Origin of the sequence: Pseudomonas sp. 58(2021) (assembly GCF_017491585.1) — a bacterium.
In the GTDB taxonomy this organism is placed as follows: Bacteria; Pseudomonadota; Gammaproteobacteria; order Pseudomonadales; family Pseudomonadaceae; genus Aquipseudomonas; species Aquipseudomonas fluorescens_BT.
Genome location: NZ_JAFGYZ010000002.1, coordinates 166,029 through 179,906, shown reverse-complemented (window position 1 = coordinate 179,906; position 13,878 = coordinate 166,029). Strand labels below are relative to the sequence as shown.

9 protein-coding genes are annotated in these 13,878 nt (G+C 61.4%); 7 read left to right on the top strand and 2 right to left on the bottom strand.

The window, feature by feature from the left end; all coding sequences use genetic code 11:
* Window positions 1-27 precede the first annotated feature (27 nt).
* From J5M72_RS02895 to J5M72_RS02870, 6 genes are all read left to right on the top strand, one after another.
* A complete protein-coding gene (locus J5M72_RS02895; RefSeq protein ID WP_169430974.1) occupies window positions 28-1,755 on the top strand; it encodes an autotransporter assembly complex family protein in 1,728 nt (575 codons plus the stop codon).
* On the top strand, window positions 1,752-5,426 hold the full coding sequence (locus J5M72_RS02890; protein ID WP_207863962.1) for a translocation/assembly module TamB domain-containing protein: 3,675 nt from the start codon (window positions 1,752-1,754) through the stop codon (window positions 5,424-5,426). Before J5M72_RS02895 ends, J5M72_RS02890 begins: the two co-directional genes overlap by 4 nt.
* Window positions 5,427-5,671: 245 nt before the next feature.
* The gene (locus J5M72_RS02885; protein WP_169430972.1) at window positions 5,672-6,154 is read left to right on the top strand and encodes a MarR family transcriptional regulator; all 483 of its coding nucleotides are present in this window, start codon (window positions 5,672-5,674) and stop codon (window positions 6,152-6,154) included.
* Window positions 6,144-7,613, top strand: a complete 1,470-nt coding sequence (locus tag J5M72_RS02880) for an efflux transporter outer membrane subunit (protein WP_207863961.1) — start codon at window positions 6,144-6,146, stop codon at window positions 7,611-7,613. The genes J5M72_RS02885 and J5M72_RS02880 overlap by 11 nt, the downstream gene beginning before the upstream one ends.
* 15 nt (window positions 7,614-7,628) lie before the next feature.
* On the top strand, window positions 7,629-8,831 hold the full coding sequence (locus tag J5M72_RS02875; protein ID WP_207863960.1) for an efflux RND transporter periplasmic adaptor subunit: 1,203 nt from the start codon (window positions 7,629-7,631) through the stop codon (window positions 8,829-8,831).
* Window positions 8,832-8,999: 168 nt separating this feature from the next.
* Window positions 9,000-10,529 (top strand): DHA2 family efflux MFS transporter permease subunit, encoded by a 1,530-nt coding sequence (locus J5M72_RS02870; RefSeq protein ID WP_169430969.1) that lies wholly within the window; start codon window positions 9,000-9,002, stop codon window positions 10,527-10,529.
* A 124-nt stretch (window positions 10,530-10,653) separates the two neighbouring features.
* On the opposite strand, the gene lpxH is transcribed toward J5M72_RS02870, so the two are convergent.
* Together lpxH and J5M72_RS02860 are read right to left on the bottom strand one after the other, a co-directional pair.
* Window positions 10,654-11,406, bottom strand: coding sequence for a UDP-2,3-diacylglucosamine diphosphatase (lpxH, locus tag J5M72_RS02865; protein ID WP_207863959.1), 753 nt, complete (start codon window positions 11,404-11,406; stop codon window positions 10,654-10,656).
* Complete coding sequence (locus J5M72_RS02860; RefSeq protein ID WP_169430967.1) at window positions 11,403-11,909, bottom strand: peptidylprolyl isomerase; 507 nt, start codon at window positions 11,907-11,909, stop codon at window positions 11,403-11,405. Before J5M72_RS02860 ends, lpxH begins: the two co-directional genes overlap by 4 nt.
* Window positions 11,910-12,161: 252 nt before the next feature.
* On the opposite strand from J5M72_RS02860, the gene J5M72_RS02855 reads away from it, so the two are divergent.
* Entirely contained in the window at window positions 12,162-13,862 is a 1,701-nt protein-coding gene (locus J5M72_RS02855; protein ID WP_207863958.1) for a glutamine--tRNA ligase/YqeY domain fusion protein, read from the top strand.
* The last annotated feature ends 16 nt before the right edge of the window (window positions 13,863-13,878 follow it).

The window sequence follows — 13,878 nt, the reverse complement described above, 5'->3', positions numbered from 1 at the left end:
CCCAAGCTCGTGATAGCATCCGCGCCTATGAAGTTTCCAGGAAGATTTACCAGTGGCGTGCTCATGCTGTTAACCAGCTGCGCGGCGCTGGCGCAAAGTGAATTGGATGTGCGGGTCAAACCGTCCAACGATGAACTCAAGGCCAATATAGAAGGCTATATCGGCAGCCTCGGCGATCGTGACGAAGAAGCCTTGCAGCGCTTCAGTCGCGGTGCCGAAGAGCAGGCGCGCAAGGCCGCCCAGGCTTTGGGCTACTACCAGCCGCAGATCGACAGCGAAGTGAAGGGCGGTGAAAAACCGCGTCTGGTGCTGAAGATCGATCCCGGCGAGCCGATTCGCCTGCGCAACGTGACCGTGCGCGTCGACGGCCCGGCGGCCTCCCTCAAATCCTTTCGAGTCCCCAAGAGCGACGTGCTCAAGCCCGGCGCGGTGCTCAACCATGGGCGTTACGAAGATGCCAAGCGCCTGATTCAGAACCAGGCGTCGCGCTACGGCTTCTTCAGCGGTCGTTTCACCAGTCAGAAATTGATGGTCGATCCCCGCGCCGGGGTCGCCGACGTAGAACTGATCTACGAAAGCGGCCCGCGTTATGCGCTGGGCAAAGTCAGTTTCGAGGGCGACACGCCGTTCGATGAAGACCTGCTCCAGCGCATGGTGCCGTTCAAGCCGGGCGAGCCTTACGACTCCGAACTGATCGCCGAACTCAACCGCGACCTGCAATCGAGCGGCTATTTCGAAGGCGTGCGGGTCGACGCCGCGCCGACCGCTGCAAAAAACGACGTGATCCCGGTGGACGTCAAACTCGACACCCGCAAGCCGCGCACCATGGGCCTGGGCCTTGGTTATTCCACCGACGTCGGCCCGCGGATCAAGGCCAACTGGACCCGTCACTGGGTCAACCCGCAAGGCGATAGTTATGGCTGGGAGGCCGAGCTGTCGGCGCCACGGCAGAACGTCGGTCTGTTCTACGACATTCCGCTGGATCCGCCACTGACCGACAAGTTGCGCTGGGCCGGTGGTTATCAGTACGAAGACATCGACGGCTCCGACACCCTGAGCAAACTGCTGACCTTCGGCCCGGAATGGCACAGCAAGTTGCCCAGCGGCTGGCAACGGGTCATTTCGCTGAAATGGCAGCGTGAGGAATACCAGCTCGGTGACGATTCGGGCCTGAGTACCTTGCTGATGCCCGGCATCAGTTACTCCTATCTGAAAAGTGACAATCGTATCGACCCGCACAACGGCTATCGCCTGACCTTCGAAAGCAAGGTGGCGAAAGAAGGCCTCGGTTCGGACAACAACTTGCTGTATGGCACCGCGCTGATCAAAGGCCTGACCACGGTGTTCGACAATCACCGCTTTCTCGGACGTGTCCAGGTCGGTGGCAGTGCCACTAACGGTTACAGTTCGGTGCCGCCATCGCTGCGTTTCTTCGCCGGTGGCGACCAGAGTGTGCGCGGTTACGACTATCAGAGTCTGTCCCCGGAGAACTCCAAAGGCGACCGCATCGGTGGGCGCTACATGGTGGCCGGCAGTGTCGAGTATCAATACTCGATCGCCGAGAAATGGCGGGTCGCGACTTTCGTAGACCAGGGCAACTCCTTCAACAAACTCGAACTGCCGAACCTCAAGACCGGGGTCGGTATCGGTGTGCGCTGGGTTTCGCCGGTGGGGCCGATCCGCCTCGACCTGGCCCATGCGCTGGACGATGACGGCGGCATCCGGCTGCACTTTTCCATGGGGCCTGAGCTGTGAAGCGTGGTTTGAAAATATCGGCGCTGGTGCTGTTGTCGCTGGTGCTGCTGATGGTGTTGAGCGTCAGCGCTGTGCTCGGAACGCAGGCTGGCAGCCGGTGGGTGTTGGGGGTGGTGCCGGGCCTGAGCGTCGACAACTTCCAGGGTCGCCTCGGCGGGCAGTGGAGCGCCGATCATCTGTTGTGGCAGCAAGACAGCAGTCGCGTTGAGTTGAGCAAGCCGATCTTCGAATGGTCGCCACTGTGCCTGACGCGTATGACGCTGTGCATCGAGCAGCTCAAGGCTGATCAAGTCATCCTGCAGTTCCCGCCCAGTGAAGAAACCACCGAAAGCGGTCCGATCAAACTGCCGGACCTGCAATTGCCGGTGGCCATCGAGCTGGGCGACGTGCAAGTCGGCAGCCTGCTGTTCAACGGCAGCGAACAGCTCAAAGGCCTGCAACTGGCGGCGCACTGGACTGCCAAGGGCATGCAGATCGACAGCGTGAAGCTGCAACGCGATGACTTGAGCCTGAAGCTGTCTGGTCTGTTGCAACCCACCGGTAACTGGCCGCTGAGCATTGCCGGTGATCTGACGCTGCCGTCGCCGGGCAGTGGTCCATGGACACTGGCACTCAAAGTCGACGGCGACCTGCTGAAAACCCTCAACCTGCACGCCGACAGCCGTGGCTACCTCGACGGCCAGTTGAGCGGCGAGCTGCAACCGCTGGTGGAAAACCTGCCGGCCAAGGTGCGGATCACCTCGGAAGCGTTCAAACCGAGCGCGGATCTGCCGGATACCCTGCAATTGAATCAACTGGTATTGACCGGCGAAGGCGACCTGAAAAACGGTTACCAATTGCTCGGCAACGCCACGTTGCCTGCGGATAAAGGCCCGGTAGCGCTATTGCTCAAGGGCAAGGTCGACGCCAAGGGCGCACAGATTGCCGGCCTCGACCTGACGGCCAACGACAAGCAAAGCCTCAAGCTCACCGGCAACGTCGACTGGAGCAAAGGCCTCAGTGCCCAGGCCACTATCAACTGGCTGGATTTTCCGTGGCACCGGCTCTATCCGGAGATCGACGAACCGCAGGTCACGTTGCGTACCTTCACCGGCGAAGTCTCCTACACCGACGGTCAGTACATCGGTAACTTCGCCGCCGCCGCAGATGGACCGGCGGGGGCGTTCAGCCTGAGCAGTCCGTTCAGCGGCAATCTCAAGCAGATTTTCCTGCCACAACTGAAACTCGAAGCCGGGCAGGGTAAAGCCGAAGGCCATGTGAACGTGCAGTTCGCCGATGGCATCGCCTGGGACACCGCGCTGGAACTGTCGGCGCTCAACCCGGCGTACTGGGTCGCGGAGCTGCCGGGCACCCTGGCCGGCCCGTTGAAAAGCAAAGGTGAAATGAAGAACGAGCGCCTGAGCCTCAACGCCGACCTCGATCTCAAAGGCAAACTGCGCGGGCAACCGGCGATCCTGCAAGCCAAGGCCGACGGCGCGGGCGAGCAGTGGAATCTGAATGCCCTGCAAATCCGCCTCGGCGACAACAGCATCAACGGCAAGGGCAGCCTGCAACAGAAGCTCGCCGGGCAGATCGACATCAAGCTGCCGCGTCTGGCCCAACTCTGGCCGCAGCTGCGCGGACAGGTCAACGGGCGGGTCGATGTCGCCGGCACGTTGAAGGCGCCGCAGGGCAAGCTCGGCTTGCAAGGTTCGCAACTGGCGTTCCAGGACAATCGCCTGCAAAGCCTCAACCTCGACGCCACTCTCGACAGCGCGCAACGGGCAAAAATCGACCTCAAGGGCAGTGGCATCCAGGCTGGCGACACGACGTTGGGTACCCTGACCGCCAGCGCCCAAGGCGACATCAAAAGCCAGAAACTCAACCTCGACCTGCTCGGGCCGAAGCTGAAACTGGCGCTGGGCCTGGACGGCAATCTGGACAAGGGCAACTGGCGCGGTCGTCTGGCCAGCGGTGACATTCAGGCTGGCGGCCAGGACTGGAAGCTGCAAAGTCCGGCCAAGCTCGAACGACTGGCCGACGGCAAGATCAACTTCGGGGCCCATTGCTGGATGTCCGGCAATGCCAGCCTGTGTGGCGAAGACCAGCGGTTGATGCCGGAGCCGAAGCTGCGTTATCACCTCAAGCAATTCCCGATCGAAAGCCTGGCACAGTGGCTGCCGAAGGATTTCGCCTGGCAGGGCAAGCTCAACGCCGACCTGCAACTGGACCTGCCGGCCAGCGGCCCGAACGGCCAGATCAGCATCGACGCCAGCGGCGGCACCTTGCGCATGAAGGAAAAGGATCAGTGGCTGGACTTCCCGTACCAGACCCTCAAGCTCACCAGCAAACTCACGCCGAAACGCATCGACACCGACCTCAATTTCGTCGGCGGCAAACTGGGTGAACTGATGGTGCAGGCGCAGCTCAATCCGTTGCCGAAGAACAAACCGCTGAACGGCTCGTTCCGTCTCAGCGGGTTGGATCTGTCGGTGGCACGGCCGTTCGTGCCGATGGTCGAGAAACTCACCGGGCACCTGAACGGCAGCGGCACGATCTCCGGCGGACTGCTCGCGCCGCTGGTCAACGGCACCGTGCAACTCAGTGACGGTGAAGTGTCCGGCCCGGAACTGCCGCTGGAGTTGCAGGCGCTGCAACTGCAAGCAGTGATCGCCGGGGAAACCGTGCAACTGAACGGCGGCTGGAAAAGCGGCAAGGCCGGGCAGGGCAGCCTCAGCGGCAATGTTGCCTGGGGCCAGGCGCTGGTGGTGGATCTGGCGCTCAAGGGCACGCAATTGCCGGTCACCGTCGAACCCTACGCCAAGCTTGAAGTGGCGCCGGACCTGAAGATTTCCATGGCCGGCGATGAGCTGGCGATTGCCGGCAAGGTGCTGGTGCCCAGAGGCGAAATCACCGTGCGCGAATTGCCGCCATCGACGGTGAAAGTCTCCGATGACACGATCATCGTCGGCGCGCAGACCGAAGAGGGCAAACCGCCGCTGGCGATGAAAATGGACATCGACGTGGTGGTCGGCGAGGACAAACTGAGCTTTGCCGGGTTCGGCCTGACCGCCAACCTGCAAGGTCACGTGCACATCGGCGACAACATGGACACCCGTGGCGAGCTGTGGCTCAACGACGGCAAATACCGCGCCTACGGCCAACGCCTGACGGTGCGCCGGGCGCGTCTGCTGTTCGCCGGGCCGCTGGATCAGCCGTATCTGGACATCGAAGCGATTCGCCAGACCGACGATGTGATCGCCGGTATCCGCCTGAGCGGCAGCGCCGAGCAGCCGACCACGCAGATCTTCTCGGAACCGGCCATGAGCCAGGAACAGGCGCTGTCCTATCTGGTGCTGGGGCGTCCGCTGAGCACCACGGGCGAAGACAACAACATGCTCGCGCAAGCAGCGCTTGGTCTGGGGTTGATGGGCAGTTCCGGGGTGACCAGCGGTCTGGCCAAGGATCTGGGGATTCAAGACTTCCAGCTCGACACCCAGGGCAGCGGCAACACCACCAGCGTGGTGGCCAGCGGCAACATCTCCGAGAAGCTCAGCCTGCGTTACGGCGTCGGCGTATTCGAACCGGCCAACACCATCGCCTTGCGCTACAAGCTGAGCAAGAAGGTCTACCTGGAAGCCGCCAGCGGCGTGGCCAGTTCGCTGGATATCTTCTACAAGCGGGATTTCTAGCCTGCTTTTCCCTCCCTTTATACCAAGTTGGTGCAATCGCCAGCAGGCTGACTCCCGCAGGGTTTTTGATGTTCACAACTCTGTGGGAGCGAGCTTGCTCGCGAAGGCATTCGCCTGGGCACCCGAAAAACCCAGTCCGCTGGTCAACTAATTACAAAGCAACCTAACTATTACGTTGACATTCGCTGCCTAGGCAGTAACATCTCGACATACATTCACTGCCTAGGCAGTTATTAGGTGAGCACATGAAGCATTTCACCCCCGACGAATTCAAGCATTGCCATCTCGGCCTGTTGCTCGGCCGTGCGGCCTTGCTCAAGGACAAGATCATCGACACCCACATGGAACCCCACGGCATCACCGCCGCGCAGTTCAAGGTGTTGATCATCATGGCCCAGTTCGGCGTCGATACCCCGGCCGAGCTGTGCCGGCATCTGTCGCTGGACAGCGGTTCGATGACGCGCATGCTCGACCGTCTGGAGCAGAAAGGCTTTCTGGTTCGCCAACGCAGTGAAGGCGATCGCCGTCAGGTGCAACTGAAACTCACCGAGCAAGGCCAGCAACTGGCCGATCGCCTGCCATACATCGGCGCTGACGCGATGAATGAACTGGCCGGCGCCGTCACTCCGGACGAGTTGAAGACCCTGGAATACATCCTCAAGAAAATCCTGCTGGCAGCCGGTGACCCGATCACTATCCAGCGGTTAGGTGAACACAATGAGCGGTAAAACCTTGCGCAGCAGCCTGACACTGGTGCTGTCGGCGATGATTCTCGCCGGTTGCGCCAACTACAGTGGCCTCGATACCCAAGGCAAAAACCTTGATGTGAAAGACCTGAAGGTCGGCCAATCCCTCAATGGCGTGACGCTGTCCCAGGCTGCGTGGCCCAAGAGCGACTGGTGGACCAGCCTCGGCGATCCGCAGCTCGACGGTCTGATCCGCGAAGCCCTGCACGACAGCCCGGACATGCAGATCGCCGACGCCCGCGCCCACCAGGCCAGCGCCGCCGCCTATGCCGCCGATGCCGAGCGCTATCCGACCCTCGACGCCAGTGCCGGCATTACCCGTTCACGCCTGGCCAAGGATCAGGACCCGCGAGGGCAGGGCGATGCCTACGCCACCGTGCGCAACATCAGCGCCGGCTTCAATTACAACTTCGACCTGTGGGGCGGTCAGCGTGACGCCTGGGAAGCTGCACTCGGCCAGGCCCGCGCCGCCGAAGTCGACCGTCAGGCTGCGCAACTGACCCTCGCCGCTGATGTGGCCCGGGCCTACAGCGATCTGGGTCAGGCGCACATCGTTTATGACCTGGCCAACGAAGACCTCAAACGCACCAAACAGATGCTCGACCTGAGCCAGCGTCGTTTGAGCTCGGGGATCGACAGCCAGTACCAGTTCCAGCAGACCCAAAGTCTGGAAGCCAGCTCCGAAGCCAGTCTGATTGACGCCGAAAAACGCCTGAACAGCGCGAAAATCGCTCTGGCCGTATTGCTCGGCAAAGGCCCGGATCGTGGCAACGAAATCGCCCGGCCGAAAGTCCTGCAAGCCAGCGCTGTCGCACTGCCATCGGTGCTGCCGGCCGAACTGCTGGGGCGTCGCCCGGATCTGGTCGCCGCGCGCTGGCGTGTCGAGGCAGCGAGCAAGGACATCGACTCCGCCAAGACCCGCTTCTATCCCAACTTGAACCTGTCGGCCTCTGCCGGTGCCGAATCTCTGTTGGGCGACGCGATGTTCGGTTCCGCCAGTCGCTTCTTCAACATTGCCCCGACGATTTCGGTGCCGATCTTCGATGGCGGACGCCTGCGCGCCAACCTCGATGCCCGCGACGCCGATTACGACCTCGCCGTGGCGCAGTACAACAAAAGTCTGGTGAAAGCCTTGGGCGATGTTGGTGACACCATCAACCAGTTGCGTGATATCGGCCGGCAGATCGGCGCCCAGCAGCACGCGACCGAGATTGCCCAGGACTCTTACAACACCGTCGTCCAGCGTTACGGTTCCGGCATCGGCAACTACCTGGACGTGCTCAGCATCGAGCAGCAATTGCTGCAGGCCCAGCGTCAGCTGGCGACCCTGAATGCCGAGCAGATCGACCTGTCGATTCAACTGATGCAAGCGCTGGGCGGCGGCTTCCAGGGTGAAACTCTGACCGCAGCCAACGCCACCCCAGCCACGCCGCACAACTAATTCAAGGTACTTGTCATGGCCACTGCCGAAAACACTCAAGCTCAAGACAACGCCCAGGACACTGGCAATCCGCGCAAACGCAAGATGATGCTGCTGGTGCTGGCCGTTGTGGTTGCCCTCGCCGGTGCCGGTGTCTGGGCGTATCACGAATTCATCGGGCGCTGGAGCGAAAGCACCGACGACGCCTACGTCAACGGCAACGTGGTGGAAATCACTCCGCTGGTGACCGGCACCGTGGTCAGCATCGGCGCCGACGATGGCGATCTGGTGCATGAAGGCCAGGTGCTGATCAACTTCGACCCGAACGATGCCGAAGTCGGCCTGCAAAGTGCCAAGGCCAATCTGGCCCGCACTGTGCGTCAGGTTCGCGGCCTGTACAGCAACGTCGATGGCATGAAGGCCCAGGTCAACGCGCAACAGGCCGAAGTGCAGAAAGCCCAGGACAACTTCAACCGCCGGAAAAATCTTGCCGCCGGCGGGGCGATTTCCCAGGAAGAACTGTCCCACGCCCGCGATGACCTGACCTCGGCGCAAAATGCCCTGGCCAACGCCAAACAGCAGCTGAAAACCACCAGCGCGCTGGTCGATGACACCGTAGTCTCGTCGCACCCGGACGTGATGGCTGCCGCCGCGCAACTGCGCCAGGCCTACCTGACCAACGCCCGCAGCACCTTGATCGCCCCGGTCACCGGTTACGTCGCCAAGCGCACCGTGCAACTCGGCCAGCGTGTGCAGCCGGGCACCGCGCTGATGGCGGTGATCCCGCTGGATCAACTGTGGATCGACGCCAACTTCAAGGAAACCCAGCTGCGTGACATGCGCATCGGCCAACCGGTGGAGATCGAGTCGGACATCTACGGCAGCGACGTGAAGTTCAGCGGCACCATCGACAGCCTCGGCGCGGGCACCGGCAGCGCGTTCGCCCTGCTGCCGGCGCAGAACGCCACCGGTAACTGGATCAAGATCGTGCAACGTGTGCCGGTGCGGATTCACGTCAACGCCGAAGAGCTGGCCAAACACCCGCTGCGCGTCGGTCTGTCGACCAATGTCGAGGTCAACCTGCACGACCAGAGCGGCCCGGTACTGGCCCAGCAGCCGCCGCAACAGGCCTCGTTCAGCACCAACGTCTACGACCGTCAACTGGCCGAAGCCGACGCGATGATCACCCAGTTGATCCACGACAACAGCGCGGCGGTCAGCAAGACCGCGCAACGCTGATCTCATCCTGTGGGAGCGAGCTTGCTCCGGGCGGCGTTCCGACGATGGCGATTTTCAATTCAACAGTTTTGTTGGCTGAGCCGCCGTCTTCGCGAGCAGGCTCGCTCCCACAAAGGGCGGCTGCGTCTGTAACAGACACGGCGCCAACCCGGCTTCATAGGATTCACGATGAGCAATAACGCCTCTTTTTCGCCGCCCAGCCTGTTGCTCAGCACCATCGGCCTGTCGCTGGCGACCTTCATGCAGGTGCTCGACACCACCATCGCCAACGTGGCGCTGCCGACCATTTCCGGCAACCTCGGCGTGAGTTCGGAACAGGGCACCTGGGTCATCACTTCGTTCGCCGTGAGTAACGCCATCGCGTTGCCGCTCACTGGCTGGCTGAGCCGTCGCTTCGGCGAGGTGAAGCTGTTTCTGTGGGCGACCATTCTGTTTGTGCTGGCCTCGTTCCTGTGCGGTATTTCCACCTCGATGCCGGAGCTGATCGGCTTCCGCGTGCTGCAAGGCCTGGTGGCCGGGCCGTTGTACCCGATGACCCAGACGCTGCTGATTGCGGTGTATCCGCCAGCGAGGCGGGGCATGGCCCTGGCGTTGCTGGCGATGGTCACGGTGGTGGCGCCGATTGCCGGGCCGATCCTCGGCGGCTGGATCACCGACAGTTACAGCTGGCCGTGGATTTTCTTCATCAACGTGCCGATCGGGATTTTCGCGGTAATGGTGGTGCGCCAGCAGCTGGCCAAGCGCCCGGTGGTCACCAGTCATCAGCCGATGGATTACGTCGGGCTGATCACGCTGATCATTGGCGTGGGCGCGTTGCAGGTGATCCTCGACAAGGGCAATGACCTGGATTGGTTCGAGTCGAACTTCATCATCATCGGCGCGGCGATTTCGGTGATCGCGCTGGCGGTGTTCGTGATCTGGGAAATGACCGACCAGCATCCGGTGGTCAACCTGCGGCTGTTCGCCTATCGCAACTTCCGCATCGGTACGCTGGTGCTGGTGTTGGGTTACGCCGGTTTCTTCGGCATCAACCTGATCCTGCCGCAGTGGCTGCAGACCCAGATGGGCTACACCGCGACCTGGGCCGGGCTGGCGGTGGCGCCGATCGGCATTCTGCCGGTGCTGCTGTCACCGTTTGTCGGCAAGTACGCACACAAGTTCGACCTGCGTCTGCTGGCCGGGCTGGCGTTCCTGGCGATCGGCCTGAGCTGCTTCATGCGCGCCGAGTTCACCAACGAAGTGGACTTCCAGCACATCGCCTTGGTGCAATTGTTCATGGGGATTGGTGTGGCGCTGTTCTTCATGCCGACCCTGAGCATCCTGATGTCGGACCTGCCGCCGAGCCAGATTGCTGACGGTGCCGGTCTGGCGACGTTCCTGCGGACACTGGGCGGCAGCTTTGCGGCGTCGTTGACCACCTGGATCTGGATTCGCCGGGCGGATCAGCATCATGCCTACATGAGCGAGAGTATCAGCACCTTCGAACCAGCGACTCGCGAGACCTTGCATTCGCTGGGTGGCGCGAGCCAATCGGCCTATGCGCAGATGGATCAGATCCTCACCAGTCAGGCGTACATGCTCTCCACCGTGGATTACTTCACGCTGTTGGGGTGGGGGTTCATGGGGTTGATATTGATTGTGTGGCTGGCCAAGCCGCCGTTTGCTGCCAAGGCAGGCCCTGCGGCCAGCGGCCACTGATCTGCAATCCGATCAAATGTGGGAGCGAGCCTGCTCGCGATAGCGCAATCACACTCAGCATTAATGTTGACTGATTCGCCACTATCGCGAGCAGGCTCGCTCCCACAATTGGACCTGTATTCACTCAGATGGCGGGTGCTGCCAGCTGTGGCGGCGGCGCGAAGTCGAACGGCGCCAACGCAAACCCGTTCTCATCCACCTGCAACGCCCAGCCCTGACGATCCCAATCCCCCAGCACAATCCGCTTCGCCGCCTGATCGCCGATCTGCAACTTGTGGATGGCCGGGCGATGGGTGTGTCCGTGAACCAGGGTTTTCACCCCGTATTCCTGCATGATCCGCGGGATTTCCTCCGGCGTGACATCGACGATGTCATTGGCCTTCATCCGCGTCTGCGCCCGGCTCTCGCTGCGCAGCTTGCGCGCCAGTTTGTGGCGGGTGCTCAACGGCAGATGCCGCAGAATGAACAGGGTGACCGGATTGCGCAGGTAGCGACGCAGCTTCATATAGCTTTCGTCACGGGTGCACAGACTGTCGCCGTGCATCAGCAACACCGGTTCGCCGTAAAACTGCACGACACTCGGATCCTTCAACAGCGTGCAGCCGGCTTCCTTGCAGAAAGCCTTGCCGAGCAGAAAGTCGCGATTACCGTGCATCAGAAAAATGGCCGTGCCGCTGTCGCTCAATTCGCGCAGGGCCTGGCAGATGGAACGCTGGAAGGGGGTCATGGCGTCATCGCCGATCCACGCCTCGAAAAAGTCGCCCAGGATGTACAACGCACTCGCCGAGCGGGCGCGTCCGGCGAGCAAATCCAGAAACGCCCGGGTAATGTCCGGGCGCTCCTCTTCCAGATGCAAGTCTGAAATCAGCAATATCACGCTTCGATGATCTCGGCTTTCTCGATGATCACGTCGTCTGCGGGTACGTCCTGGTGGCCTGCCTTGGACGTGGTGGAAACGCCTTCGATCTTGTCGACAACGTCGGTGCCCGCAACCACTTTACCGAACACGGCATAACCCCAGCCCTGGGCGGTCTTGGCGGTGTGGTTCAGGAAGCTGTTGTCGGAGGCGTTGATGAAGAACTGCGCCGAAGCCGAATGCGGGTCCATGGTACGGGCCATGGCGATGGTGTACTTGTCGTTCTTCAGACCGTTGTCGGCTTCGTTCTGGATGCTCGGGCTCTTGTCTTTCTTTTCTTTCATGCCTGGCTCGAAACCGCCGCCCTGGATCATGAAGCCTTTGATGACGCGGTGGAACACGACGTTCTCGTAGTGACCTTTCTTGACGTATTCGATGAAGTTGGCGGTGGTGACAGGCGCCTTTTCAGCGTTCAGTTCGATGACGATGTCACCGAAGTTGGTGGTCAATTTAACTTGAGTCATGATCGATGCTCTTTGTGAGGAATTCGTGGGTATTGGGACATGTCGGCCCCGTACCGGTTCAGCCCGAGAGGGCCAAGGTGCGCAGTTTAGCGTGACAGGCGCGAATTTCGAGGCAGTTTTTCAATTGCCGGCGATTAAATGCGCGCCTTTATAAGAGTGTGCTCTGTCAGGCCCTTGACAGCATCGGCTATGATAGCGGCTTTGTTTTGTCTGGCCCCCTTTGCGGCCGCGCACATGTAAGTCAAGGATCCTATGAGCAAGCCCACTGTCGACCCTACCTCGAATGCCAAGTCCGGCCCTGCCGTGCCGGTCAATTTCCTGCGGCCGATCATCCAGGCAGACCTGGACTCGGGCAAGCACACCCAGATCGTCACCCGTTTCCCGCCTGAGCCCAACGGCTACCTGCACATCGGCCACGCCAAGTCGATCTGCGTGAACTTCGGCCTGGCCCAGGAGTTCGGCGGTGTCACGCACTTGCGTTTCGACGACACCAACCCGGCCAAGGAAGACCAGGAATACATCGACGCGATCGAAAGCGACGTCAAATGGCTGGGGTTCGAATGGTCCGGCGAAGTGCGCTATGCCTCGCAATACTTCGACCAGTTGCACGACTGGGCCGTCGAGCTGATCAAGGCCGGCAAGGCCTACGTCGACGACCTGACGCCTGAACAGGCCAGGGAATACCGCGGCAGCCTGACCGAGCCGGGCAAGAACAGCCCGTTCCGCGACCGTTCGGTGGAAGAGAACCTGGACTGGTTCGCCCGCATGCGCGCCGGCGAGTTCCCGGACGGCGCCCGCGTGCTGCGCGCCAAGATCGACATGGCCTCGCCGAACATGAACCTGCGCGACCCGATCATGTACCGCATCCGCCACGCTCATCACCATCAGACCGGTGACAAGTGGTGCATCTACCCGAACTACGACTTCACTCACGGTCAGTCGGACGCCATTGAAGGCATCACCCATTCGATCTGCACCCTGGAGTTCGAAAGCCATCGTCCGCTGTACGAGTGGTTCCTCGACGCACTGCCGGTGCCGGCGCACCCGCGTCAGTACGAGTTCAGCCGTCTGAACCTCAACTACACCATCACCAGCAAGCGCAAGCTCAAGCAATTGGTTGACGAGAAACACGTCAACGGCTGGGACGATCCGCGCATGTCCACGTTGTCGGGCTTCCGCCGCCGTGGCTACACCCCGGCATCGATCCGCAATTTCTGCGAGATGATCGGCACCAACCGTTCCGACGGCGTGGTTGACTTCGGCATGCTCGAGTTCAGCATCCGTCAGGACCTGGACGCGAACGCCCCGCGCGCCATGTGCGTGCTGCGCCCGTTGAAAGTTGTGATCACCAACTACCCGGAAGGCCAGGTCGAGAACCTCGAACTGCCGCGTCATCCGCAGAAAGAAGAACTCGGCGTGCGCCAGCTGCCGTTCGCCCGTGAAATCTACATCGACCGCGATGACTTCATGGAAGAGCCGCCAAAGGGCTACAAGCGCCTGGAGCCGAATGGCGAAGTGCGCCTGCGCGGCAGCTACGTGATCCGTGCCGACGAAGCGATCAAGGACGCCGACGGCAACATCGTCGAACTGCGTTGCTCCTACGATCCGGACACCCTGGGCAAGAACCCTGAAGGCCGCAAGGTCAAGGGCGTGATCCACTGGGTGCCGGCTGCTGCCAGCGTCGAGTGCGAAGTGCGTCTGTACGATCGCCTGTTCCGTTCTCCGAACCCGGAGAAGGCCGAAGACAGCGCGAGTTTCCTGGACAACATCAACCCTGACTCACTGCAAGTGCTGACCGGTTGTCGTGCCGAGCCTTCGCTGGGCAATGCACAGCCGGAAGACCGTTTCCAGTTCGAGCGCGAAGGCTACTTCGTCGCGGATATCAAGGACTCGAAACCAGGCCAGCCGGTATTCAACCGTACCGTGACCCTGCGCGATTCGTGGGGCCAGTGATCAAGTCTTAAGGAAA

Bases quoted from the DNA above. Each gene is read 5' to 3' on its own strand.
- J5M72_RS02895 (WP_169430974.1), top strand. From the start codon at position 28: ATGAAGTTTCCAGGAAGATTTACCAGTGGCGTGCTCATGCTGTTAACC.
- J5M72_RS02885 (WP_169430972.1), top strand. From the start codon at position 5,672: ATGAAGCATTTCACCCCCGACGAATTCAAGCATTGCCATCTCGGCCTG.
- J5M72_RS02870 (WP_169430969.1), top strand. From the start codon at position 9,000: ATGAGCAATAACGCCTCTTTTTCGCCGCCCAGCCTGTTGCTCAGCACC.
- J5M72_RS02855 (WP_207863958.1), top strand. From the start codon at position 12,162: ATGAGCAAGCCCACTGTCGACCCTACCTCGAATGCCAAGTCCGGCCCT.
- J5M72_RS02860 (WP_169430967.1), bottom strand. From the start codon at position 11,909: ATGACTCAAGTTAAATTGACCACCAACTTCGGTGACATCGTCATCGAA.
- J5M72_RS02875 (WP_207863960.1), top strand. From the start codon at position 7,629: ATGGCCACTGCCGAAAACACTCAAGCTCAAGACAACGCCCAGGACACT.
- J5M72_RS02880 (WP_207863961.1), top strand. From the start codon at position 6,144: ATGAGCGGTAAAACCTTGCGCAGCAGCCTGACACTGGTGCTGTCGGCG.